Annotated in this window: 20 protein-coding genes; 7 read left to right on the top strand and 13 right to left on the bottom strand. The window is 63.8% G+C overall.

Translation table 11 applies throughout. The features are described from left to right. Positions 1–18: 18 nt before the first annotated feature. The 5 genes from trpB (at position 19) to NKI95_RS13225 (ending at position 4988) form a co-directional block, all read left to right on the top strand. Positions 19–1269 (top strand): tryptophan synthase subunit beta, encoded by a 1251-nt coding sequence (gene trpB, locus NKI95_RS13245; protein ID WP_352717215.1) that lies wholly within the window; start codon positions 19–21, stop codon positions 1267–1269. A 2-nt stretch (positions 1270–1271) separates the two neighbouring features. Further along, positions 1272–2111 carry a tryptophan synthase subunit alpha gene (gene trpA / locus NKI95_RS13240; protein ID WP_292662785.1) on the top strand — a complete coding sequence of 280 codons (840 nt, stop codon included), beginning with the start codon at positions 1272–1274 and terminating at the stop codon, positions 2109–2111. Between the two features lie 93 nt (positions 2112–2204). Continuing rightward, on the top strand, positions 2205–3131 hold the full coding sequence (gene accD, locus NKI95_RS13235) for an acetyl-CoA carboxylase, carboxyltransferase subunit beta (protein ID WP_352717214.1): 927 nt from the start codon (positions 2205–2207) through the stop codon (positions 3129–3131). Positions 3132–3193: 62 nt separating this feature from the next. Next, positions 3194–4519: a bifunctional folylpolyglutamate synthase/dihydrofolate synthase gene (locus NKI95_RS13230; RefSeq protein ID WP_352717212.1), complete on the top strand. Its 1326-nt coding sequence runs from the start codon at positions 3194–3196 to the stop codon at positions 4517–4519. A 49-nt stretch (positions 4520–4568) separates the two neighbouring features. Further along, complete coding sequence (locus NKI95_RS13225; RefSeq protein ID WP_352717210.1) at positions 4569–4988, top strand: VOC family protein; 420 nt, start codon at positions 4569–4571, stop codon at positions 4986–4988. Positions 4989–5035: 47 nt separating this feature from the next. On the opposite strand, the gene NKI95_RS13220 is transcribed toward NKI95_RS13225, so the two are convergent. From NKI95_RS13220 to NKI95_RS13160, 13 genes are all read right to left on the bottom strand, one after another. Continuing rightward, the gene (locus tag NKI95_RS13220) at positions 5036–5317 is read right to left on the bottom strand and encodes a cupin domain-containing protein (protein ID WP_352717209.1); all 282 of its coding nucleotides are present in this window, start codon (positions 5315–5317) and stop codon (positions 5036–5038) included. Positions 5318–5445: 128 nt separating this feature from the next. Continuing rightward, positions 5446–5769 carry a thioredoxin gene (gene trxA, locus NKI95_RS13215; protein ID WP_023677558.1) on the bottom strand — a complete coding sequence of 108 codons (324 nt, stop codon included), beginning with the start codon at positions 5767–5769 and terminating at the stop codon, positions 5446–5448. A 73-nt stretch (positions 5770–5842) separates the two neighbouring features. Continuing rightward, entirely contained in the window at positions 5843–9352 is a 3510-nt protein-coding gene (addA, locus tag NKI95_RS13210; RefSeq protein ID WP_352717208.1) for a double-strand break repair helicase AddA, read from the bottom strand. Further along, the gene (gene addB, locus NKI95_RS13205) at positions 9349–12486 is read right to left on the bottom strand and encodes a double-strand break repair protein AddB (RefSeq protein WP_352717206.1); all 3138 of its coding nucleotides are present in this window, start codon (positions 12484–12486) and stop codon (positions 9349–9351) included. Before addB ends, addA begins: the two co-directional genes overlap by 4 nt. After that, a complete protein-coding gene (locus tag NKI95_RS13200) occupies positions 12483–13226 on the bottom strand; it encodes a nucleotidyltransferase family protein (protein WP_352717371.1) in 744 nt (247 codons plus the stop codon). Before NKI95_RS13200 ends, addB begins: the two co-directional genes overlap by 4 nt. A gap of 56 nt (positions 13227–13282) precedes the next feature. Further along, positions 13283–14794, bottom strand: coding sequence for a tRNA (adenosine(37)-N6)-threonylcarbamoyltransferase complex ATPase subunit type 1 TsaE (gene tsaE, locus NKI95_RS13195; RefSeq protein ID WP_352717205.1), 1512 nt, complete (start codon positions 14792–14794; stop codon positions 13283–13285). A gap of 8 nt (positions 14795–14802) precedes the next feature. Continuing rightward, entirely contained in the window at positions 14803–17364 is a 2562-nt protein-coding gene (locus NKI95_RS13190) for a sensor histidine kinase (protein ID WP_352717204.1), read from the bottom strand. A 188-nt stretch (positions 17365–17552) separates the two neighbouring features. Then, positions 17553–18953: an adenosylhomocysteinase gene (gene ahcY / locus NKI95_RS13185; RefSeq protein WP_023677552.1), complete on the bottom strand. Its 1401-nt coding sequence runs from the start codon at positions 18951–18953 to the stop codon at positions 17553–17555. 156 nt (positions 18954–19109) lie between these two features. Further along, positions 19110–19406, bottom strand: coding sequence for an HPr family phosphocarrier protein (locus NKI95_RS13180; protein WP_023677551.1), 297 nt, complete (start codon positions 19404–19406; stop codon positions 19110–19112). Continuing rightward, on the bottom strand, positions 19403–19804 hold the full coding sequence (locus tag NKI95_RS13175; protein ID WP_254815942.1) for a PTS sugar transporter subunit IIA: 402 nt from the start codon (positions 19802–19804) through the stop codon (positions 19403–19405). The genes NKI95_RS13180 and NKI95_RS13175 overlap by 4 nt, the downstream gene beginning before the upstream one ends. A gap of 164 nt (positions 19805–19968) precedes the next feature. Next, positions 19969–20415 (bottom strand): HPr kinase/phosphorylase, encoded by a 447-nt coding sequence (locus NKI95_RS13170; protein WP_352464662.1) that lies wholly within the window; start codon positions 20413–20415, stop codon positions 19969–19971. Positions 20416–20446: 31 nt separating this feature from the next. Beyond that, complete coding sequence (locus NKI95_RS13165) at positions 20447–22231, bottom strand: sensor histidine kinase (protein WP_352717203.1); 1785 nt, start codon at positions 22229–22231, stop codon at positions 20447–20449. Between the two features lie 142 nt (positions 22232–22373). After that, positions 22374–23075, bottom strand: a complete 702-nt coding sequence (locus NKI95_RS13160; RefSeq protein WP_023677547.1) for a response regulator transcription factor — start codon at positions 23073–23075, stop codon at positions 22374–22376. A 341-nt stretch (positions 23076–23416) separates the two neighbouring features. On the opposite strand from NKI95_RS13160, the gene NKI95_RS13155 reads away from it, so the two are divergent. Continuing rightward, complete coding sequence (locus NKI95_RS13155; RefSeq protein ID WP_352717201.1) at positions 23417–25027, top strand: phosphoenolpyruvate carboxykinase; 1611 nt, start codon at positions 23417–23419, stop codon at positions 25025–25027. Between the two features lie 79 nt (positions 25028–25106). After that, positions 25107–25544 carry an alternative ribosome rescue aminoacyl-tRNA hydrolase ArfB gene (gene arfB / locus NKI95_RS13150; protein ID WP_352717200.1) on the top strand — a complete coding sequence of 146 codons (438 nt, stop codon included), beginning with the start codon at positions 25107–25109 and terminating at the stop codon, positions 25542–25544. The last annotated feature ends 114 nt before the right edge of the window (positions 25545–25658 follow it).

Below are 25658 nucleotides of genomic sequence, written 5' to 3'. Positions count from 1 at the left end.
CAGACCAGGAGATCGGCGATGGATAAGCCGGCGATACCGAATTCCTTCCGCACCGGCCCCGACGAGCAGGGCATGTTCGGCATTTTTGGCGGTCGTTTCGTTGCCGAAACGCTGATGCCCCTGATCCTCGAGCTGGAGCGGCACTGGAACGAGGTCAAGAACGACCCGGATTTCAAGGCCGAACTGACCGATCTCTCGACGCACTATGCCGGGCGGCCGTCGAAGCTCTATTTCGCCGAAGGCCTTACCCGGCATCTTCGCGGGGTTTCCGCGGCTAAGGGCCTCGGGGGTGGCGCAAAAGTCTATTTCAAGCGCGAGGACCTGAACCACACCGGCTCGCACAAGATCAACAACTGCCTCGGCCAGATCCTGCTCGCCAAGCGCATGGGCAAGACGAGGATCATCGCCGAGACCGGTGCCGGCCAGCATGGCGTCGCTTCCGCTACAGTGGCGGCGCGCTTCGGGCTTCCCTGTATCGTCTATATGGGCGCGACCGACGTCGCCCGGCAAAGCCCCAACGTGTTTCGCATGAAGCTTCTGGGCGCCGAGGTGCGGCCGGTGACCGCCGGCCACGGCACGCTGAAGGACGCCATGAACGAGGCCCTGCGCGACTGGGTAACCAATGTCGAGGACACCTATTACCTGATCGGCACCGCCGCCGGCCCACATCCCTATCCGGAGCTGGTGCGCGACTTCCAGTCGGTGATCGGGACCGAGGCGCGCGCCCAGATCCTCGAGCAGGAAGGCCGGCTGCCGGACACGATCATCGCTTGTGTCGGCGGCGGTTCCAACGCCATCGGCCTGTTTCATCCCTTCCTCGACGATAGTGAGGTGCGCATCATCGGCGTCGAAGCCGGCGGTCGCGGCCTCGACGGCATCGAGCATTGCGCCTCGATGAGTGCCGGCGCGCCCGGCGTGCTGCATGGCAACCGTACCTACCTCCTGCAGAACGCCGACGGCCAGATCATGGACGGCCACTCGATCTCGGCGGGCCTTGACTATCCGGGCGTCGGGCCGGAGCATTCGTGGCTGCGCGATTCCGGCCGCGTCGACTATGTGCCGATCCTCGACGACGAGGCGCTGGAGGCGTTTCAGCTGACGACGCGCGTCGAGGGCATCATTCCGGCGCTGGAATCGGCCCATGCCATCGCGCAGGCGGTGAAGATCGTGCCTGATATGGACAAGGAACAGATCGTCATCGTCAACCTGTCCGGCCGCGGCGACAAGGACGTGCACACAGTGGCCAATATGCTGGGCATGGAGATCTGATCATGGCCACCCGTATCGACCGCCGCATGGCAAAGCTGAAGGCCGAAGGTCGACCGGCACTCGTCACCTATTTCATGGGCGGCGACCCGGACTACGACACGTCCCTGTCGATCATGAAGGCGCTGCCCGGCGCCGGCAGCGACATCATCGAGCTCGGCATGCCGTTTTCCGATCCAATGGCCGACGGCCCAGCGATCCAGGCGGCCGGCCTGCGGGCGCTGAAGGGCGGCCAGACACTGGTCAAAACGCTGAAGATGGCCTCGGAATTCCGCGCCGGCGACAATGAAACGCCGATCGTCTTGATGGGCTATTACAATCCGATCTACATCTACGGCGTCGAGCGCTTCCTGAGCGATGCGCTGGCCAGCGGGATAGACGGGCTGATCGTCGTCGACCTGCCGCCTGAGATGGACGAGGAACTTTGTATCCCGGCACTCAAGGCCGGCATCAATTTCATCCGGCTGGCGACGCCGACCACCGACGACAAGCGCCTGCCCAAGGTGCTGCAGAACACCTCCGGCTTCGTCTATTATGTGTCGATGACCGGTATCACCGGTTCGGCGCTGGCCGACACCGGCAAGGTGGCGGCGGCGGTCAAGCGCATCAAGAGCCATACCCACCTGCCGGTCTGCGTCGGCTTCGGCGTCAAGACCGCCGAGCAGGCGCGCACCATCGGCGCGTCAGCCGACGGCGTCGTCGTCGGCACCGCGATTGTCAATGCCGTCGCCAACGTGCTCGGGCCGAAGGGCGAAAAGACCGCCGATCCGGCCGAGGCCGTCGCCACGCTGGTCAGCGGGCTTTCGCAAGGAGTTCGCGCGGCTCGCCTTGCTGCCGCCGAATAATCTTGATCTTCTGGTTGGCCATGATCTTGCCGAAAACCGGTTTCCACTTTTCGGGATCATGGTCTAACTCTTCGTAAGGACAGGAGCGAAGCGATGAACTGGATCACCAATTACGTCCGCCCGAAGATCAATTCGATGCTCGGCCGCCGCACCGACATGCCGGAAAACCTGTGGATCAAGGATCCCGAGACCGGCGAAATGGTGTTCCACAAGGATCTGGAGCAGAACCAGTTCGTCATCCCGTCCTCCGGCCACCATATGAAGATATCGGCCAAGGAACGGCTGAAATTCTTCCTCGACGACGGCAAATACGAGACGCTGGAAAACCCCAAGGTCGTTCAGGATCCGCTCAAGTTCCGCGATGAGAAGCGCTACCTAGACCGGCTGAAGGATGCCAAGGCCAAGACCGGCATGGAAGACGCCATCATCAATGCGCTGGGCACCGTCGAAGGTCTGCCGGTGGTGGTGACGGTGCAGGATTTTGCCTTCATGGGCGGCTCACTCGGCATGGCGGCCGGCGACGCCATCGTGCATGGCTTCGAGGTCGCCTTGCAGCGCAAGCGGCCGCTGATTCTGTTTGCGGCCTCCGGCGGCGCCCGTATGCAGGAAGGCATCCTGTCGCTGATGCAGTTGCCGCGGACCACGGTCGGCGTCGACAGGCTGAAGGAGGCCGGCCTGCCCTACATCGTCGTCCTGACCAACCCGACGACCGGCGGCGTCACCGCTTCCTACGCCATGCTGGGTGACGTGCATATTGCAGAGCCCGGCGCGCTGATCGGCTTTGCCGGCCCGCGCGTCATCGAGCAGACCATCCGCGAAAAGCTGCCCGACGGCTTCCAGCGCGCCGAATATCTGATGGAACACGGCATGGTCGACATGGTGGTGTCACGGCTGGAAATGCGTCAGACGATTGCGCGACTGTTGAGAATGCTGCTCAAGCTGCCGGAAGAGCAAAAACCGCAGGAGCCGGAAATCCTGCCGCCGTCGGTGATTCCGGCCGAAGCCCGGCCGCACGCCTGACGCGACATCACGCGGCGCGAGCGGCTGTTGTGTGCCGTTGCGCACGCGCCTAGGATTCTTCCATGACCACGCTTGCCGCCGACCGCGAAATCGAAAGCCTGATGGCGCTTCACCCGAAGGGCTTCGACCTTTCGCTCGACCGCATTTCGCGGCTGCTCGAGCGGCTCGGCAATCCGCAGGACCAGCTGCCGCCGGTCATCCACATCGCCGGCACCAACGGCAAGGGTTCCTGTGCTGCTTTTTCACGGGCGCTGCTCGAAGCCGCCGGCTACCGCGTCCACGTCCACACCTCGCCACATCTGGTGAACTGGCACGAGCGCTACCGGCTGGCCGCCGATGGCGGCGGCAAGCTGGTGGACGACAAGGTCTTCGCCGAAGCCATCGCCCGCGTCGCCAAAGCCAATCAAGGCCAGAAGATCACCGTCTTCGAAATCCTCACCGCCGTCACCTTCCTGCTGTTTTCCGAACATCCGGCCGATGCCGTCATCCTCGAGGTCGGCCTTGGCGGCCGCTTCGACGCCACCAATGTCATCGCCGAGCCGGCCGTGTCGGTGATCATGCCGGTCTCGCTCGACCACGAAGCCTATCTCGGCGACCGCGTCGAGCTGATCGCCGTCGAAAAGGCCGGCATCATCAAGCGCGGATGCCCGGTCGTCATCGGCGCGCAGGAAAGCGAGACGGCGCAGCAGGTGCTCATCGAAACCGCCGAGCGGCTCGACTGCCCCGCCTTCCTCTATGGCCAGGACTTCCTTGCCTATGAGGAAAACGGCCGCATGGTCTATCAGGACGAAGACGGATTGATGGACCTGCCGCCGCCGCGCCTGCCGGGACGCCACCAATTCGCCAATGCGGCGGCGGCGATCGCGGCGGTCAAGGCGGCGGGTTTCGAGATCAGCCACCGCGCCGCCGAGAAGGCGATGGCCAATGTTGCCTGGCCGGGCCGGATGCAGAAGCTGCCTCAGGGCCGGCTGAGCGAACTGGCGCCAAAGGGCGCCGACATCTGGCTCGACGGCGGCCACAATCCCGGCGCCGGCGTGGTCGTCGCCGAGGCGCTGGCCGAGCAGGAGGAAAAGAACCCGCGGCCCCTGTTCCTGATCTCGGGCATGATCAACACCAAGGACCAGAGCGGCTATTTCCGCGCCTTCAAAGGGCTGGTCCGGCATGTCTACACCGTGCCGGTGAGCCTGAGCGACGCCGGCGTGCCGAACGACGAACTGGCGACCCGCGCCATCGAGGCCGGCCTGTCGGCCGAACCGGTCAGTTCCGTCGCCAATGCGCTGATGCTGCTGCGCGACACATGGGACGGACCGCCCCCACGCATCCTGATCGGCGGATCGCTCTACCTGGCCGGCGCGGTATTGGCCGAAAACGGCACGCCGCCGGTTTGAGGCGTGCTTCACCCGGGAACACTTACGAGACCACCGCGAGGAGGCAATCATGATCAAGGTAAAGCAGCTCGCTCACGTTTGCATTTTCGCGAATGACCTGGAGATGACGCGAAGCTTCTATCGAGACGTCCTCGGCATGGATACGCAGTTCAATTTTCTGCGCGACGGGAAGATTTTCGGCTTCTACCTCAATTGCGGCAGCCGTAGCCATGTCGAGGTGTTCCAGAAAGACGGCGCCAGCTATAGCGACTTGAACCAGATCAACCACTTCTGCCTCGAAGTGGAAAACATCGACGCCGCGATCGCCCATCTGAGGTCAAAGGGGGTTGATATCACTTCCAAGAAACGCGCGTGCGATGACACCTACCAGGCTTGGATCCGCGACCCCAACGGCGTGAAGATAGAACTGTTCGAATACACTGAGAAAAGCGCACAATTCGTCGGTGGCGATCGTATCGCGGATTGGTGATCGCGCCTCGCGGACAATTGTAGCGGCGCAGCCTATGGTCGGTGGACTTACTTCAGCTCGACCTCGATGAAGGCGAATTCGCCATCGTTTGTGCTGATGACGTCATGTTCGACGCCCTCGTTGCGGAAATACGGCGAGCCCTTCTTCATCTCGGCGAAGGATTCGCCATCCTTGGTCAGGAGCTTCACCTTGCCGTCGGTCAGCGGCACGATCACATAGTCGTGGCCATGGCGGTGCCAGCCGGTGTTGTCGCCGGGAGCGAAGCGGTATTCGGTGACGATGACGCGCTCATTATCGATGAAGACGGTGGCCTTGGCGGATCCGGTCATATCGCTTCTCCTGCTTTAAGCCAGACAAGAGCATGAGACGGCAAGTGGCGAGTGCCAGATCTGCGGATCGGTGACGCCACAAGAAAGCCCGGCGCGAGGCCGGGCCTTTCTGCAAAATATTGATCGGATCAGGCGAGGCTGCCGTTGATCCAGTGCGACAATGCCGTTTTCGGCGCAGCACCGACCTTCATGTCGGCGACTTCGCCGCCCTTGAAGATCATCAGCGTCGGGATCGAGCGCACGCCGAACTGCGCGGCCAGCTCAGGATTCTCGTCGATGTTGAGCTTGGCGATCTTTATCTTGCTGCCGAGTTCGATGGCAATGTCCTCAAGCGCCGGGGCGATCATCTTGCACGGGCCGCACCATTCCGCCCAGAAATCGACCACGACCGGCTCCTTGGCGTTGAGCACGTCGGCCTGGAAATTGCTCTTGTCGACCTTGACGGTAGCCATGCTGAGATCCTTTCGATTTGTTCGTCGCACCAAATGTGGTGGTGATCGCGTCCGTGTTCAAGCAAGTCTTGTGTCACGCTCCCGTGAGTCTAGCAAGCGCGTCGTCCATGGCCGCCGCCGGCAGCTCGATCAGCCGCGGCGCCTCGGTAAACAGCAGCGCCGCCGAGACCTCGCGTCCCGGATAGAGCGGCTGAAGCAGCGCGCGATAGAGTGCGAGCTGCAAAACATAGGCTTGCGGCACTTCGGCGAGCGTAGCCGGCGCTGGCCGATTGGTCTTGTAGTCGACGATCGAAACCTTGTCCGGCGTTACTGCCAGCCGGTCGATCTTGCCGGAAATCGAGCGCAGTTTGCCCCTCACTCCCAGGCTGCCCATGATGGCGACTTCAGCGCGCGAGTTTGGCGCAAACAGCGGCGCGAAGCGGCTGTCGGCAAGAATTCTGAAAACGCCAGCCAAGGCCTTGTCGCGCTCGTCGTCGGGCCATCCCGCGCCGGCTCTTGCCAGATAGCGTTCAGCGGCATCCTGGCGTTTTCCCTCGGCGATGCCGGGTAGCATCTGCAGCAATTTGTGCAGCGCCAGCCCGCGCATGACGGCAAAGCCGGGCTCGGCGTCGGCATCCAGTACCGGCGAACGCGTGTCGGCCACCGCTTGCCGCGCCTCGTCGATCAGCACCGAGGCGCCGGACGGCGAGAGCGGCCGCGGCAATTCCTCGAAGGGCGGCAGAGGCTGGAACAGGGTTTCCGGCAATGGCGCAAAGCGTTCCGCCTGTCGTGCCTCACCCACTGCCGCCGACGGCATGGGCGGCAGCTTCGTCACCTGGAAACGATGCACGGTCTCGCCAGCGGCGGGATGCCGGCGTTCTTCGCTCTCCGCGGCACCGACCAGTGCGCGGCTGACGATCGAATGCCAGGTGCCGGTATTCGGCGCCCGCTTGCCATGGTAGCCGCAGACGATCAGCCGATCCTCGGCGCGGGTCATGCCGACATAGAGCAGCCGGCGGTATTCGTCGTCGGCGAGCTCGCGGGCGCGGGCCGATGCCGCGCGTGAAAACCCATTGGCGACATCGCTGGCGGAACGCCAGAGATAGCCCTTGCCCTCCCAGCAGTCGCCCGAGCCTTCGAACGGCATCAATCTCGGCAGATGCTGGTCGCTGAACGGCGCGGAACCGCCATCGACGAGGAACACCACCGGCGCTTCCAGGCCTTTGGCGGCATGCACGGTCATGACGCGAACCTCGTCGCGGGTCTGGTCCATTTCGCGCTTGATCTCGGGGCCGGCGTTTTCCAATGTCGACAGGAAGGATTCCAGTCCCGGCAGGCCGGTCCGCTCCTCGGCCAGGCAGAAATTCAGGAATTCGTCGAGGATATCGCCGGCCTCCGGCCCGAGCCGCGCGATCATCTTCTTGCGAAGGCCGTCGCGGGCGAGTGCTGCGGCATAGAATTCGAACACCTGATTGAACGCGGCTTCGTTCGACCATGTGTCGAGCCGGCTGACGACGGTGGCCAACGCGCTTTCGCCGGCATGCCGGCGCAGCGAGGCGATCAGCGAGACGCCCGACGGCCTCTCGGCAGCAAGCGCGAAAAGCTGCTCTTCCGAGACATCGAAGATCGGGCTGCGCAGCACGGCAGCGAGCGACAGATCGTCCTCGGGCTGGATGAGAAAATGGCCAAGTGCGATCAGGTCTTTCACCGCGATGTGGCCGGGCAGGCTGAGCCGATCGGCGCCGGCCACCGGAATGTCGCGGCGCTTCAGCGCCCGCGTTAGCGCATGGACGAAGCGATCGCGCTTGCGCACCAGCACCAGCACGTCGCCGGGGCGGAGTTTCTTGCCGCGGCCTTCGATGACCTCGCCGCTGCCAATCCAGCCGGCAATGGTTGCGGCGACGTTTTCAGCGACGCGGACTGCCGGCGCGTGGGCATGGTCGACCGCTTGCGTCCAATCGTCTGGTTCGTCGACGACGTCGGCGCCGATCGACGGCCAGACCTCGACATAACCCGGCGCATCGGTACGGATCGCCTTGTGGTCGAGCGGATCGGGATCATGGCTGATGCCGCGCCGCACGTTCGGGTCGGCAAAGACACGATCCACCGCCGCAAGCACGTCGTCGGTCGAGCGAAACGACCAGGTCAGCTTGAGATCGGCGAAGGCCGCATCGGCCGATCTAACTTTGCCGGCAAACAAAAGCCGGCTGTCGGCAAAGGAATCCGGGGCGGCTCCCTGGAAGGAATAGATCGACTGCTTTTCGTCGCCGACCGCAAAGATGGTGCGGTGGACGGCGTCGCGTGCGCCGAGCCCGGCAAAGAACTCCTCCGCCAGCCGCTTGACCACCTCCCACTGGTCGGGACTGGTGTCCTGCGCCTCGTCGAGGAGGATGTGGTCGATGCCCTGGTCGAGCTTGTATTGCACCCATGGGCCGGCGTCGGGCCGCGCCAGTAAATTGACCGTGCGGGTGATCAGGTCGTTGAAGTCGAGGAAGCCGCGGGCGCGCTTCAATTGCTCGTAGCGGGCGATCAGCCAGTCGGCGATGGTCAGTGCGGCACGCGTGCCTTCCAGCATTCTGAACAAGGCCAGCCGGTCGGAGATTTCGAGAATGGCGTCGACCGCCGCCAGATAACGTTCGGCAAGATCGGGCAGCCGGTCAAGCAATGCCCTTTTAAACGTCTTTGCCGGATCGTAAGGCTCGCCGTCGGCCCTCAGGAAAGCCTTGGAGAGCAGATTCAGGCGGCGGACCGGATGCTCCTCGGCGAAGGCAAGACGGGCGTATGGCAGCAGATTGTTCAGCACGATGCGCGCATCGGCGGCCTCAGCCGACCGTGAAAAAGTGACGAGATAATCCGGCAGGAAGCCGGGCAGCGGCCAGACGGAGGCGGCTATGCCTTCGGCGGTCTGGCCGGCGCGAAACTGAAACTCATCGAACAGCGCCTGAAAACTATCGCCGCCGGCCGCGGCGATGAAGGCGCGCAAACCATCGCGCTTGCGCACGATCTCGGCCAGCAGTGCGTCAAGCCCATGTTCGCCACCGCGCTCCAGCACGGTGGCGAAGGCCTCGGCCAATGCCGCATCGCCTGCAACGCCGCCCGAAATCATGTCGCGGCGGGCGGCGGCAAACAGCGAAGCCTCCATTTGCGGATCGAGCATTTCGAAATGCGCCGGGATATTGGCTTCCAGCGGGAACTGATGCAGCACCGATTCGCAGAAGGCGTGGATGGTCTGGATCTTCAGCCCGCCCGGGGTTTCCAGCGCCTCGGCAAACAACCGCCGCGCCCGGCGCATGGTTTCGCGGTCGGGCTGGCGCCCGTCCAGCGCCTCTATCCGTGTCGAGAGCTCGGCATCGCCCAGGGCCGTCCATTGCGACAGGGTCGAAAACACTCGGTTCGACATGTTGGCGGCGGCGGCACGCGTATAGGTCAGGCACAGGATCTTGGACGGATCGGTGCCGCGCAGCAGAAGCCGGATGACGCGCTGGGCAAGTACATGGGTCTTGCCCGATCCGGCATTGGCCGACACCCAGGCGGAATTATGCGGATCGGAGGCGCTTGCCTGGCTGGCGGCGGTGTCGCTTGGAATGGGGTAGGCCTTTTTCATACCTCCCCTCCCTCGTCGTCGGCATCGCCGCCGGCCGACCACTCGAGCACGCGGGCGAGATGATCATAGTCGCCGTCGGTCTCGCCCTCGCGGAACGGCAGCGCCCGCGACAGATAGCCGGTCGCCGGGTCGGCGTAGTGGATCAGCAGTTTTTCCAGCCGCGCCCACGCCTCTTCGGCGAGATCGGCGGCGGTTCGCGGCTTGCGGTTGTATTCGAGGATCGATTCTTCGAACACCTCGCCATTCGGCTTCAGCCGCACGAAGGCCAGTTGCGACGGCTCGCGTGCGCCAAGCTCCTTGAAGGCGCCGCGACGCAGCAGCGCGCCCTCCAGCGCCAGTTGCGGCGCGAGCAGCGTGTGCGCCTGTGCTTTGGATGGCGACGAGCCGGTCTTGTAATCGAGAATGTCGGCCATTCCGCCAGCCAGCAGATCGATGCGATCGGCATAGCCGGACAGGGTCACGCCGGATCGGCCGACACCGGTCTTTTCGGCGCGTTCCTCGGCGTGCCGCCGTGCCACGGCTGCGGCCCGGCCGCGCTCCCATTCGATGATGCCGGCGGCAAGCTTTTCGAAGCGTGGCCACCACACCGCCTCGACATCGGCCGGCAGAGCCGCCTCGGCAAAGCAGGAGCGGCCGGCGGCGATGAGCCCGTCCAGCGCCTCCGGCGCGCGCGGATCGGCCACCGTCCGCGAGAACAAGTGCAGAATAGCGTGAAACAGCGTGCCGCGCTCGGCGGCGCCCGGATCGCGAATGACCGGATCGAGCGGCATCAGGCCGAGTATCCTTCTGGCATAGACCGCATAGGGATCGCGACGTAGCGTTTCGATCTCGGTGACCGAGAGGTGGTGCGGCCGTGCGGCGAGCGGCGGTTTCGGCTGCGGCCGCGGCGCAAAGTCCTGCTTTTCGCCGGCATCGAGCGCACGCGCCCAGGCAAGCAGTTCGTCGCCGCGCCGGCGAAGTGCCGCGGCATGATCCTCGCCGACGAAAGTAAGGATGCGCTGCAGCCAGCGCGAAGGTACCGACGGTGCGTCGCCGGAGCGGGCGGAGCGAGCCAGCACCACTTTTTTGGCGCCCATGGCCATCTGGAAATCATGGGCGGCAAGGCCGATGCGCCGCTCCGGCGGTTCAAGATCGATGCCGGTCTTCATCAGCCGCGACATGAAGCGGTCACTCTCCGGCTTGCGCGGCCACACGCCTTCGTTGAGCCCGCCGACGACCAGCGTATCGACGTCCTGAAGCCGCGCTTCCAGCACACCCCAGATGGCGATGTTCCTGTCGGTGCCCTGCGCCGGCTTGACCGTCTCGGGCGCGATCAGCGCCTCCATCACGTCAGGCCATTCGTCAGCGGCGAAGGAGAACGACACCGAGGCCGCGACCAGACCGCGCAAGAGCTCGGCAAGCTTTTCGCCGGCATCGCCGGCATAGAGTTCGCTCAGGCTGCCGTCGGCGGCGCGTCCGAGGCTTTCGAGCACGCCGACACTGGCGCGCACAAGCGTGGCAAGATCGGCATTCTCCTCGCCGCGAAAGGCAACCAGCGGCGCCAGCGCAGCCGTTAGCCGGATCAGCAGGTCGCGGGCCTGCTCAATGCGCCTGACCGAGAGGCGCGATCGCCAGAAAGGCGGGCGGCGATTGCCACCGCCGTCGAATTCGAGGAGCCGGGCATCGAAGAGTTGCGGCAGCGACGCCACGTCCGGACGACCGGTGCCGCCGCGCAGCGCCACGAGTTCGACTATCTCGGCCGCATGGCGCACGCTTGCCCGCTCCAGGCCGAGGCCAAGCAGGGGATGCTTGAGCAGCGACAGTAGGGCGACCGGGTCGCCCGGGCGGAAGGCTGCCTGAAGCGCCAGCCTGAGCAGGCTGGCGGCTGGCGTGTTGATGAGCGGCGTGCCGCCGGAATCGTCGGCGGCAACGCCGAAGCGCAACAGCTCGACTGAGACGCGCCGCGCCAGTGCGCGGTCGCCGGTGACGAGTGCTGCGCGCTGGCCGGGCCGCTCGACGGCCTGTTTGAGCGCGACGGCGATCGCTACGGCTTCGTCGCGTTCGCTGGCGGCTTCGAGAAGCGTCACATCGGCGAAGGCCTCGGCAATATCGCCGGCCGTAAAGCGGGCGCGCGTCTCGGCCCACAGCTCGGTGGTCTCCGCCGGGCGCAGCGCTTCGCCGACGAGTGCGGCGCGCAGTGCAAGCGGCCGCGGCGCAACAGCGAGTTCCCCGACATCGGCGCGCGGCACGCCGATCTTGCCGATCAACTTTGCCAGGCCGTATTGCGGGTGGCCAAGCAGGGCCGGGCGCGCGCCAAGTGCACTGATGGCGGCAAAGGACGGCTCGTCCAGCGCCCGGTCGAGCCCGGGCAGCACAACGGCGCCATTGGGCAGACCGGCGATCACGGCAAGCAGCTCGGCCGTGGCGGGAATGGAGCCGGTGGAACCGGCGGCGATCACCGGTCCGGCCGGCGGATTACGCTTCAGCCACGCCGCCTCCAGCCTTATCAGGGCATTACGATGCGCGGCCGGATTGGAGCGATGGCGTTCCTCGAGCAGCTTCGGCCAGTTCTCGGTCACGATGGTCAGGAAATCGAGCGTCACCTGCCACCAGCCTGCAAGATTGCCGGTCACAAGGTCGGCGAGCCTTGCCCAATCCGTGCCTTCGGTCTCGATCTCATCCATCAGGCGTGCAAGGTCGCGCGCCAGCCAGATGGCGTCGGCGGCGGAGGCCGGGATGACGATCTCCTCGTCGAACAATGCCGCGACATGCGCCGGCAGGCGGCGTTTCCACGCCCGCACCAGTGGCGCAAGCAGCAACAGGCGCTCTACCGCGGCGATCGGCGGCGCAAGGTCGATGGCGGCCGAAGCTCCCGCCTCGAAGGCGGCTTCATCTTCATCGAACTCACCAAGCGGGCGGATGACCGGCAGGATCGCCGAGCGGCTTCCGGAGCGCGAGAGAGCATCGACGAAGACGCCGCGAAGCGCCCGCGCCGCACGGGCCGTCGGCACATAGATGGTGAGATCGGCCAGCACCAGCGGATCGCCATCATAGGCAAAGCCGGGAACCAGGCGCCCTGCAAGCAGCGCCTCGGCCAGCGTCGGCAGGAACGGCGCTCCGGGCGGGATCGAGAAAACGCGGCGGGAGCCGCTCATTTCGACTCGGTAAGAGCGCCGGGTGCCTCAGCAACAGCATCGGGCGTGCCGGCAAGCGCAGCGGCGACCGCTGCTTCCGCCCGCGGGATCGCGTCCGGTGTGCCGACAGTGATCCAGTGACCCTGCATCTTCATGCCGAACAGGCGGCCGGCGGCGATTGCCGCATCGAAATAGGCGTTGAGCGACAGCGGGCCGCCCGGCGCATCCTTGAAGATGCGCGGATGGACGATTGCTGCGCCGGCATAGATCAGGCCGGCCGGATCGTTGTTCGCACGCCGCAAGGCGCCATCCGGCGCCATCAGGAAATCGGTGCCGCCGCTATGCCCGGTTGCCGACTGGAGATCCGCAAGCATCAGCAGAATGTCCATTGTCGCGCCCTCCCATGCAAGGGCAAGTCGCCTGAGATTGGAAACGCCGCTGTCGATCCAGAAGGTGTCCGCGTTAAGCACATAGAAGGGCGCCCCTAACCTGGGCAATGCCTTGACGATACCGCCGGCAGAGTCGAGCAGGCCGGTGCTCTCATCCGAGATGACGATTCTCGGCGCACTGCGGCGGGCTACATGGTCCACGATCTGTTGCGGCAGGTAATGGACGTTAACGACGGCCTTGGCGACGCCGGCTTCGGCTAGGCAGTCCAGCCCCCAATCGAGCAATGTCTTGCCGGCGATCTTGACCAGCGGCTTCGGCATGGTATCGGTGATCGGCCGCATGCGCTTGCCGAGCCCGGCGGCGAGCACCATGGCGGTCGTCGGCATCGGTCCCTCGTCCGACGCCTTCAGGCCCAAATCCTTAGCCGTCAAATCGAGCGTTCCTCCAGCAAGCCGTGGGCGATGTAGAAATCCTGCAGCCTGGCCAGCGCCGGATGCGCCAGCGCCCGGCGAAGATAATCGCGGATACGCGGCAGATGCTTCAGATAATAAGGCTTGCCGTCACGTTTTTCGAGCCGCACGAAAATGCCGAGGATCTTGGAATTGCGCTGTGCGGCCATGATTGCATAGGTTTCGCGGAATTCGTTCTCGTCGAAGGCGCCGGCGGCGCGGCGCGCGGCGATGTAGGCGGCGAGCGTGTGCTTTTCGATTTCGGGTGAAATGGTGACGCGCGCGTCCATGGCGAGCGACGCGACGTCGTAGGCGGACGGCCCGATCAGTGCGTCCTGGACATCGACGACGCCGAGACGATCGTGACCGGAACGGTCAGCGCGCCAGATCAGGTTGGGCGAATGAAAGTCGCGCAGCATCAGCGTGTATTCGCGCCCTTCGAGCCGATCGAGCACCGCATCCCATTCGCTGCGGTAACCGGCGCGCGACGCCTCGCTTGGCGGAGCGCCTGATATCGCCGGGACATACCAGTCGACCAGCAATTCGGCCTCGATCATCATGGCGTCGCGGTCGAAAGGCGGCACCTCGTGGAAGACGCGGGGGCCGGCCTGCATGCGGGCCGGCCATGTTTTGCCATGCATCATGGCAAGCAGTTCGGCCGCCGCCGCGTAGCGCTCGGCCACCGGCTGGCCGCGCTTGTCGAGAAACCCTTGGGAACCGAGATGTTCCAGCAGAAGAAAACCCTGGTCGAGGTCCTGGGCGTGGATTTCCGGGACGCTGACGCCGCCTGCCCGCAAGGCCCGGTCGATGGCCACGAACGCCGAAACGGATTGCGCGGTGTGGGCGATCTCGGCATAGGGTTTGCCGTCGCGGACTGGCGGTCCGAGCAGCAGCCTTGGCGAGTTCATCAGCACGCGCGGCGGAAATCCGGCGAGCGTGACGATCTCGTAGGAGCGAGCCGAGGCATCACCGATGAAATATCGTCGCTGCGCTTCGCCCCAGCCGGCCTGCCCGAGAAAATCGCGCATCGCCAGCGATCGCGCCGCACGCTCGAAGGCGGCGCCCTCTCCCGATAGTTTCACCAGTCGGCCGTCGTCCTGCTGGAGAAGTTCGACCAGCACCGAGGTTTTCGGCAAATATGCCTCTGCCCGCTCCGGCCATTCGACCAGCGCGGCGCCTTGCGTCAGCGCCTCGTCGAAGCCCAGCTCGTCCAGCTCGGATGCCGTGCCCAAGCGGTAGAGATCGAAATGATGAACCGGCACACGCGTGTCGTAGCTCTGGACCAGCGTGAAGGTCGGGCTCGGCACGTCGAGGCCGGCATCGTCGGCCAGTGCTCTGATCAGCGCCCGTGCCAAGGTCGATTTGCCGGCGCCGAGATCGCCCTTGAGAGCGAGCACGTCGCCAACGCGCAGCGACATGGCGAGGTCCTCGCCGAACCTTGCCGTCGCAGCCTCGTCGGCGAGAAAACGCTCCAGCACCAATACCGCCATCGAACGCGCTACTCGGCCGCCGCGCGGATGCCGGACGGCGTGTCGGGAAAGGCGCAAACAACCGTAGTGCCCTTATCCCTGCCGGTCTCGATGCGGACGCTGCCGCCATGCAGTTCGACAAAGCTCTTGACGATCGACAGGCCGAGCCCGGCGCCACGGCGGCGGCCGCCATTGGTGCGCGGCTCGAAGCGCCGGAACACTGAGTCAAGCAGGTCCGGCGGCATGCCGGGGCCGTCATCGTGAACGGAAAATTCCACGCCGTCGGCAAGTTGGCGGCAGGCGAGCGTTATGGTGCTCGCCTCCGGCGCGTAGTTGGCGGCATTGCTGAGCAGATTGTAGAGGATCTGGCGGACGCGGATCTCGTCGCCGTGGAAAGTTTTCGGCGCGGCCGCCGCGTCGATCCTAAGCTTGATCGCATGTTCCTCTAGCCGGTCGGCGACCAGTTCGGCGGCAGCTGTAATGGTCCGATCGATGTGAACTTCGGAAATGTCGAGTTCCATGATGCCGGCATCCACCGTCGCCAGATCGAGGATGTCGTTGACGATGGTGAGCAGGACCGAGGAGGACGAGCCGACATGCCCGATATATTCGCGTTGCTTCTGGTTCAGCGGACCAGTCGACGGCAGTGAAAGAAGCTCGGTAAAGCCGATGATGTTGGTGAGCGGCGAGCGCAGCTCATAGGAGACGTGCTGCACGAATTCGTTCTTGATCTGGTCGGACTTTTGCAGCGCCTCATTCTTGTCCTTCAGCGCCCGCTCGACATTGACGCTGTCGGTAACGTCGACAAAGGTCATCATCACCTGGCCGTTGGGTAAAGGGATGACGGCGTAGCGCAAAACGGTGCCGTTGTTCAATTCGGTCTGGCCGTGGCGGTCGCGGCGCTCGTCGTCGAAGCCGGTGATGGCGGCAACGAACCCGCCCCACGGACTGTCGACGGCACGCCGGTCGCAAAGGTCGCGGATCGTCGAGACATGGACGTTGGGTTTTGAGGCATCGGCATCCAACCCCCACAGTGCCGCGAAGGCCGGGTTGGACAATCTCAGCCTGCCGTCGGGACCGAACACAGCGACGCCTTCGGCAAGGTTGTCGAGCGTCTCGCCCTGAACCCGGACGGCGGTCTGGTAGCGGCTTTCAAGGTCCATCTTCTCGGTCAGGTTCTCGAACACCCAGGTGACGCCGCCCTTGGGCTGCGGATTGGCGATGACGCGAATGGTCTTGCCGTCCGGCAGATGCCACCAATGCTCCTGCGATTCAACCGCGCGGTAAGCGCCGAGCAAGCTCTCTTTCCAGCGCCGCCATTCGGGCTGCTCGGCAATCTTGCCTTCGCTGCGCAGGCGGTCGAGCAGCAAGGCGTTGTCCGGCGCGCTGTGCAGGAAGCCACTGTCGAGGCCCCATAGCTTCTGGAACGCCTGATTGAAAAACCGCAATTTCTCGTCGGTATCGAAAATCGCCACGGCGGTGTTGAGCTGATCGAGCGTATCGGCGTGGCTCTGCACGGTCCGCTCATACTCGCCGCGAATGGCCTCGATGGCGCTGATGTCGCAGGCAAGACCAGCCGAACCATCCGCCCCGGCAAAGTCGGTCACGGCAAACATACGCCGGTCGCCTTCGATCACCGTGGAGAGCGCCTGTTCGAAGACGGGGTGCGACTTGTGCTGCGCAGCGATCGTGTCGCGCGCCTGGCCGCCGAGGAATTCCTTGCCGTCACGGACCGCCGCTTCGGCATTCTCGGCCTCGACCGCTTCGGCATAGGCCCGGTTGACCCATTTCAGCCGCCCGTCGACGGTGCGCAGCCATGATGGCATCTTGAGCGCATCCAGAAGGCCGATCAGCGTCTCGTGGTCGGCGGCTAAGCGCTGGTTCTCGATCTTCAGCCTGGCCTGGCTTCGCTGTGTCTCCGACAGCGAGACGAAGCGAACCAGCACATGCGCCGCACTCTTGCGGCCGTGAACCTCGAGCGGCTGGCCGGCCTGCGATTCGATGACCAGATCGAAGGGCTTTGCCTTGTCCCGCAGCGCTGCGACGGCATGTTCGAGTGCGGCCGCCGAACGCGGCATCAGCCAGCGTCCGAAAGCCAGGAAGGCCGCCCGGTCCTCCGGCGCGCCGCTCTCGATCGGCAATGTCCCGACAAGCTCTGGTTTCTTGTTCTCGGCGGCCCATACGACCACGCGCTGATCGCGGGAATGGAGCAGCGCCTCCGAGCGCTGCAGCGCGGCATTAACGTCAGCGATGCGGGTCCTGAGCTCGGCATTTTCCGCCGAGGTGCGCGCCCTTTCGCGGATCAGAAAGATGGCTGACAGCAATGCCGCCCCCATGACGCCGACGAACATGGCGAGTTGCATGACCTCGACCGTGCTGACCGACAGCCCGGCCTTTTGCGCCACGCGGTTTTGGGCATGTGCAGTAAAACCAAGCAGCGGACCAACCAGCGCGGAAGAAGCAAGCAGCACCCCGACACGGCTGCCGGCACGCCATAAAAGGCTGCCGCCTCTGGCAGCGGAGCCCGTGATCGAATCGTTATGGCCGCCGGAAACGGCCTGTCCCGCGCAAGGCGGGTTATCCCCCGGCATGTCTTGGTCCTCTTCGCCGCCTGAATGCAAGACCGCCCTGATGCGTGCGCCCGGGCCTCGCCCCCGGACCGCGAATCAGCACCATAGCGCTTGCGCGAATCGGCGTGAAGAATCAATCAGCGCAAAAATAAAGCCGGGCGAAAAGTCAATCGCCCGGCTTCAATATCTAGTGGTAAGTTTCGCCGTGGTTAATAGCGGTAGTGTTCCGGCTTGAACGGTCCCTGCGGAGTGACGCCGATATAGGCGGCCTGTTCGCCGGACAGTTCGGTCAGGCGGGCACCGAGCTTGTCGAGATGCAGGCGCGCGACCTTTTCGTCGAGATGCTTCGGCAGGACATAGACCTGGTTTTCGTACTGACCGGGCTTGGTGTACAGCTCGATCTGGGCCAACACCTGGTTGGTGAAGGACGCCGACATGACGAAGCTCGGGTGGCCGGTGGCGTTGCCGAGGTTGAGCAGACGGCCTTCCGACAAAAGGATCATCCGCTTGCCGTCCGGGAAGGTGATCATATCCACCTGCGGCTTGATGTTGGTCCATTTCAGGTTGCGCAGCGACGCCACCTGGATCTCGTTGTCGAAGTGACCGATGTTGCCGACGATCACCATGTCCTTCATCAGGCGCATGTGGTCGAGGGTAACGACGTCCTTGTTGCCGGTGGTGGTGATGACGATGTCGGCCGTCGGCGCCGCGTCTTCGAGCGTGACCACCTCGAAACCATCCATCGCCGCCTGCAGCGCGCAGATCGGATCGACCTCGGTGACCTTGACGCGGGCGCCGGCGCCCTTGAGCGAAGCCGACGAGCCCTTGCCGACGTCGCCATAGCCGCAGACGACCGCGACCTTGCCGGCCATCATCGTGTCGGTGCCGCGGCGAATGCCGTCGACCAGCGATTCCTTGCAGCCATATTTGTTGTCGAATTTCGACTTGGTGACGGAATCATTGACGTTGATCGCCGGGAACGGCAGCAGGCCTTTTTTCTGCAACTGATAGAGCCGGTTGACGCCGGTCGTCGTCTCTTCGGTGACGCCGCGGATCGCTTCCTTCTGCTTGGTGAAGAAGCCGGGCGATGCCTGCATGCGCTTCTTGATCTGGGCAAACAGGATTTCTTCCTCTTCGCTGCCCGGATTGGACAGCACATCCTCGCCGGCCTCGGCGCGGGCGCCGATCAGGATGTACATGGTGGCATCGCCACCGTCGTCGAGGATCATGTTGGAGGTGCCGCCATCGGCCCATTGGAAGATCTTGTCGGTGTAGACCCAATAATCCTCCAGCGTCTCGCCCTTGACGGCAAACACCGGAATTCCGGCCTCGGCAATGGCCGCGGCAGCGTGGTCCTGGGTCGAGAAGATGTTGCAGGAAGCCCAGCGGATATCGGCGCCGAGCGCCTTAAGCGTTTCGATCAGCACCGCCGTCTGGATGGTCATGTGCAGCGAGCCGGTGATGCGCGCGCCCTTGAGCGGCTTCTTGTCGCCGAATTCCTCGCGGCAGGCCATCAGGCCCGGCATTTCGGTTTCGGCGATCTCGATCTCCTTGCGGCCCCAGCCGGCAAGCGCGATGTCTGCGACCACATAGTCCTTGCTACCCGTCATGGCAGTGCTCCGATGCGAATTGATTGCGGGACGCGCCCGCCCCGAAGGCGTGCCGGAGGGCGCGAGTTGCCGGCCTGACTAGCAGATCGAGAGTCGGACGACAATGGGATATAAAGAAATCTTTATCCGTGCATGTCTTAAGCGGCGACCAACACGTCAGCATTCCTCGCCAAAACGGGAAGCAACCAGTTGCTCCAGCGCGTCGATGACCTCTTCGGCCTCCGGGCCGGTGGCGGTGACGCGGATCGAATAACCGGGGCTCGCCGCCAGCATCATCAGGCCCATGATCGAGGTGCCGCCGACCTTGACCCCGTCCTTCTCGACCTGGACCGTGGCGTTGAAGCCGCTTGCAATTTGAACGAACTTGGCAGAGGCGCGCGCGTGCAGGCCGCGCTGGTTGACGATCGGAAAGTCGCGAACGATCTTGTCCTTTTCCGGCAACAGCGCACTCATTTACTGCTCAGGAGCTGACTGGCGACGTTGATGTATTTGCGGCCGGCAGCCTGCGCCTCATCCAGCGCGGCCGTCATGTTGTCGCCTTTGCGAACGCTGGACAGCTTGATCAGCATCGGCAGGTTCATGCCGGCAATGACCTCGATACGGCCGGATTCCATCACTGAAATGGCGAGGTTGGAGGGCGTGCCGCCGAACATGTCGGTCAAAACGATGACGCCTGATCCCGTATCGACGCGGCCGACTGCGTCGATAATGTCGCGGCGGCGCTGTTCCATATCGTCGTCGGCACCGATCGCCACGGTCTCGAAATTGTCTTGTGGCCCAACGACATGTTCCACCGCATTGCGGAACTCGGCGGCCAGTTGACCGTGCGTTACAAGCACGAGTCCGATCATTCTTTGGTGGCTCCCGTCATGGCCGCTTCACAGGCGCATTTTATGCTCGCCGACCGTTCCAGGTGGCGGGAGCGCTATCTTGTCGACGCAAGGCCCGTTGACAAGCCCAAAATTGCGCCGGCCCAGGCCAATTTGACGCATTGCAGCAAAAAATCGAAATCGGATCACAGGAAAGGCGCAATCGACAGGCGCGACATCACTGCCGGCAAGGCCGCCGCGACATTGCGCCCGGCAAGATCGATGCGCGGCACTGGTACGCCGAAAACGAGTTCGCTCCAGTCTTCCTGGAAGCGGGCCATTTTGCCGGCTGGCACCAGCCGGATAATGAGGTCGATCACGCAGCTTGGCTCGAACTGTATCGGCTTGGGGCCGAATCCCGGCACCTCGACGAGGCCGGCTATGCTGGCTGGTGCGCGGCAGACCAGCCGCCCCTCGCAATCGGCGGCATAGAGCTGGTCATCGCCGATCAGCCGGGAAAACAGCCCGCGCTGGCTGCAATGATCGATCAAGGCGAGCGCCAGCGTCGTCTTGCCCAAGCCGGACGGTCCGGTGATGAGAATGCCGCGATCACCTATCAGGATCGCGGTGCCGTGAATATTTTCAGGCTGCACAATAGGACCAGGCGTGATTGGAATTCATCCGTCAGCCTTCGGCCGGCAGCGTTACCACGAAGCGCGCGCCCTTGATCTCGCCGGGCTTGGTGCCCGGGATGTTCTCGGCGCTCAGCGTGCCGCCATGGGCTTCGACGATCTGCCTGGATATCGACAGGCCAAGGCCCGAGTTCTGGCCGAACGCCTCGCCGGCCGGCCGATCGGTATAGAACCGCTCGAAAATGCGATCGATGTTATCGGCCCGGATGCCGGGCCCATTGTCGTCGACGGTGACGATGTTGAACTTGCCGGCGCGCGCCAGCGATATGGTGATGCGGCCACGTTCTTCGGGGACGAACGAGCGGGCATTCTCGATCAGGTTGGTGATCACCTGGCCGATCCTCAGATCATGGCCGACGACGAAGTAGCCTTTCACGCCCTGCGGCAGTTTGGCGACCTTGAATTCGATCTCGACCGCCTTCTTGTTGCGCGTGGCCTCGCGCGAGACGGCGACCAGATCGGTGATGAACTTCTTCAGGTCGACGGTTCCCGCGTCTTCCCGCGCCAGTTCGGCATCGAGACGGGAGGCATCGGAAATATCGGTGATCAAGCGGTCAAGCCGCCTCACATCGTGCTGGATGATATCCATCAGCCGGCTACGCGAATTGTCGTTCCTGGCCAGCGGCAATGTTTCCACCGCGCTGCGCAGCGAGGTGAGCGGGTTCTTCAACTCGTGCGAGACATCCGCGGCAAAACTTTCGATCGCCTCGATGCGGGCGTAGAGTGCATTGGTCATGTCGCGCACGGCGATCGACAGATTGCCGATCTCGTCCTGGCGGTCGGAGAAGTCGGGGATTTCCTCACGGTTCTTGACGCCGCGGCGAACCCTGACCGCCGCCGCCGAAAGCCGGCGCAGCGGGTTGGCGATGGTGGAGGCCAGCAGCATCGACAGGATGGCGGTAACCAGGGCGGCAATGCCGAACACGCGCAGGATCGCCTTGCGCTCGGCCGCGACGATCTTGTCGATGTCGCCGCCTTCGGTCGACAGCATCAGCACGCCGAGAACGGCACGGAAGCGCTGGATCGGCACCGCCACTGAAACGATCTGCTCGCCCTGCTCCGATATCCGCACGATCGTCGACGGACTGCCGGTAAGCGCCTTGACCACTTCCGGAAACGCGGCACCGTTGCCACCCGGCTGCTCGCGATAGACCGGCAGCTGCTTGTTGCGGAAGAAATCAAAGACGAATTTCTGGATGCGCTCCAGAAGATCCGGCTGTTCCTCTTCGACCGGCGGCAGATCGTAACGAAGGATCTGGCCGCGCGAATAGAGATGGCGGGAATCGAGCAGCAGGTTGGCGTCGCGGTCGTAAATGCGGGCGCGTGTGCGCGTCGGCGAGATCAATCGCCTGAGCACCGGCGCCACGCGCTCCGGATTGATCGGGAAATCGAGGTTGTCGAGCTGGTCGGAGCCGGGGCCTAGGCTTTCGCCGGCCTGCAACTCGAGCAGCTTCTCCGGATCGATGCTGATCGAATCGGTCTCGACCGTCGCCGAGGCGGCGATCGCGCCGGCGATGATCTCGCCTTGAGTCATCAGGCTCTCGACACGGGCGTCGATCAGCCCGTCGCGAAAGGTGTTGAGATAGAGAATGCCGGTGACCAGGACCGCAAGGCCGGCAAGGTTGAGAAAGAGGATGCGCCGCGTCAGGCTGGAAAAGATGTGATGGCCGAGAAACCGGCGCATCGGCACCGTAATTTTCGACACGAAGGCGGGCAGAATCCGCGGCGGGCGCCTGGCGGCGCCCGACCGTCTCACTCGCTCAACTTGCACTGCCATCGAATAGCAGCCCCCGCTCAGTCTTTAGTTTGATGCATGCCGTTGCCCCAAAACCGGGACCACTTTTGGGCGACATGCATTAGCGTTTTGATGCATGCCGTTGCCCCAAAACCGGGACCACTTTTGGGCGACATGCATTAACTCATGCTTCGCGGAACCGATACCCGACTCCGTAAAGGGTTTCGATCATTTCGAAGTCATCATCGACGGCCTTGAACTTTTTGCGCAGCCGCTTGATGTGACTGTCGATGGTGCGATCATCGACATAGACCTGCTCATCATAAGCCGAATCCATCAGCGCATCACGGCTTTTTACGACGCCCGGACGCTGGGCCAGCGAATGCAGGATGAGGAACTCGGTGACGGTAAGCGTCACCGGCTCGCCCTTCCAGGTGCACGTGTGGCGCTCCTGGTCCATGACAAGCTGGCCGCGCTCAAGCGACCGAGCCTGCTGGTTGGGCGCCTTGGCCGCCGCCTCGCGGGTGCTGGCGCGGCGCAGCACGGCGCGGACGCGTTCGACCAGAAGACGCTGCGAGAAGGGTTTGCGGATGAAGTCGTCGGCGCCCATCTTGAGGCCGAACAGTTCATCGATCTCATCGTCCTTGGAGGTCAGGAAGATTACCGGCAGGTCGGATTTCTGACGCATCCGGCGCAGCAGCTCCATGCCGTCCATGCGCGGCATCTTGATGTCGAGGATGGCGAGGTTCGGCGGGCGCGCCGCCAGTCCCTCCAGCGCCGACGCCCCATCCGTGTAGGTTTCGACCCGATAACCCTCGGATTCGAGGGCGATCGAAACCGAAGTCAGAATGTTGCGATCGTCGTCGACAAGCGCGATTGTTGCCATTTCAAGCGGCTCCCTCATGAGCTGTCCCTTCTTTCGTCGAGAAGGGGCTTTTGCAGGACAAATTAGGTACAAAATGTGGCATAGGCTCTATCCGCTGTCACGCGCGGCATGCCGGCGGCCACAATTGTGCCTCGACATGGATTGGACGAATGAACATCGCCAATCCTTTGGGCAACCATCGGTGTTTTTGCACATATAAACGATTTAAACAACTTTCAAAATATTTAAATCGATTAATGATTTGATATCATTCGCCTTTTCTGGTTTTGACGTTTTTAGCTCCTGCAATGGGGTTCCGGAATTCGCCGGTAAAGACGCGGTAAATCGAAGAAGGGACACCCATGTCGGAAGCCGGCAAACGCAATCCTGCATGTGCAATCGGTCGGATCGGCCTGAGAACCACGGGCGTGGTGCGCTATAATTTCGGCGCGGCCGCGCTCTACGAGGAGGCAATCCGCCGTGGCGAGGCCCGACTCACCGCGCATGGCGCGCTTGCCGCCGAAACCGGACAGCACACCGGCCGCTCGCCCAGGGACAAATTCGTGGTGCGCGACGAAAGCACCGCGCCGCATGTATGGTGGGACAACAACAAAGCGATTTCGCCGGGGCAATTCGATACGCTGCTTGCCGATTTTCGCGCCCATGCCGCTGAAAGGGACCTTTATGTGCAGGACCTGGTCGGCGGTGCCGACGAGGAACTGAAGCTGCCGACCAGGGTGATCACGGAGCTTGCCTGGCATTCCTTGTTCATCCGCAATCTGCTCATCCGGCCGGCAGCCGCCGAACTCGAGCATTTCATGCCCGGTTTGACGATCATCGACCTGCCGTCGTTCCGCGCCGATCCCGCCCGCCACGGCACGCGCGTCGAAACGGTGATTGCCGTCGATCTTTCGCGCATGATCGTGTTGATTGGCGGTACCTCCTATGCCGGCGAGATGAAGAAGTCGGTGTTCACCGTACTCAACTATCTGCTGCCGACAAAAGGCGTGATGCCGATGCATTGCTCGGCCAATGAAGGGCCCGCGGGCGACGCGGCCGTTTTCTTCGGCCTTTCCGGGACCGGCAAGACGACGTTGTCGGCCGACCCGTCGCGCACGCTGGTCGGCGATGACGAGCATGGCTGGGGACCGCACGGCATCTTCAATTTCGAAGGCGGCTGCTACGCCAAGACGATCAAGCTTTCGGCCGAAGCCGAGCCGGAGATCTTCGCCACCACCCAGCGCTTCGGCACGGTGCTGGAGAATGTCGCACTCGACGCCGGTCGCGTGCCGGATTTCGACGATGGCGGGCTGACCGAAAACACGCGCTGCGCCTACCCGCTCCACTTCATTCCCAACGCCAGCAAGACGGGGCGCGCCAGCCACCCGAAAAACATCATCATGCTGACCGCCGACGCATTCGGTGTGATGCCGCCGATCGCGCGGCTGACCCCGGCGCAGGCTATGTACCATTTCCTCTCCGGCTATACCGCCAAGGTGGCGGGGACCGAGAAGGGCGTTACCGAGCCCGAAGCGACATTTTCGACATGCTTCGGCGCACCGTTCATGCCGCGGCATCCATCGGAATACGGCAATCTGCTGCGCGAGCTCATCGCCCGCCACGGTGTCGATTGCTGGCTGGTCAATACCGGCTGGACCGGCGGCGCCTACGGCACCGGCAAGCGGATGCCGATCAAGGCAACGCGGGCGCTGCTTGCGGCAGCGCTCGACGGCTCGCTGAAAGCGGCCGACTTCCGGACCGACGCCAATTTCGGTTTTGACGTACCGGTGACAGTTGCCGGCGTCGACCGCGCGATTCTCGACCCGAGATCGACCTGGATCGACAAACCCGCCTACGATCGGCAGGCGGCAAGGCTGGTCGGCATGTTCGTCGACAATTTCGAAAAGTTCGAAGCCCATGTCGACGCCACCGTGCTCGGCGCTGCACCACGCATGCAGGTGGCCGCGGAATAGCTGTCGCTGTCGGCGACGTTTCAAGGCCCGGCTTCGATCGGGCCTTTTCTTTTTTCGCCTGCCGCGCCATGACTGCGGCATGAACGCCGACGAGAAAATCATCATTAACGACGATGCGGTGATTAATCCGGGCGACCTGCACGAGGACTTCATCCGTTCGTCGGGCCCGGGCGGCCAGAACGTCAACAAGGTGGCGACGGCGGTGCAATTGCGCTTCGATGCCGCCAATGCTCCAGGCCTGTCGGAGCGTGTGCGCGAACGGACCATCAAGCTTGCCGGCCAGCGCGCCACCAAGGACGGCGTCATCGTCATCGAAGCCGGACGCTTCCGCACGCAGGAGCAGAACCGGGCGGACGCCCGGGCGCGGCTGACGGCACTGGTCGCCAAGGCCGCCGAACCACCGCCGCCGCCGCGCAAGAAGACCAGGCCGTCCAAGGGCGCGGTCGAAAGACGGCTGAAGACCAAGGCGGGGCGCGGTTCGATCAAGAAACTGCGCGGCCGGGTCGGGGATGACTGACAGCCGAAGCGGCTTCGGATCCCAGATCGCCGGTTAAAGCGCGCAGCCAGCGTCGGAGGCGGCTTTCGGGTCGCCGTTTTCATTTGACGGTGGCATTCTGATTTTCCAGACCAA

The sequence above is a fragment of the Mesorhizobium sp. M0306 genome (assembly GCF_040321655.1).
Classification (GTDB): domain Bacteria; phylum Pseudomonadota; class Alphaproteobacteria; order Rhizobiales; family Rhizobiaceae; genus Mesorhizobium.
Note: the sequence above shows the minus strand (reverse complement) of the source record. Positions and strands in the feature narration are given on the sequence as shown.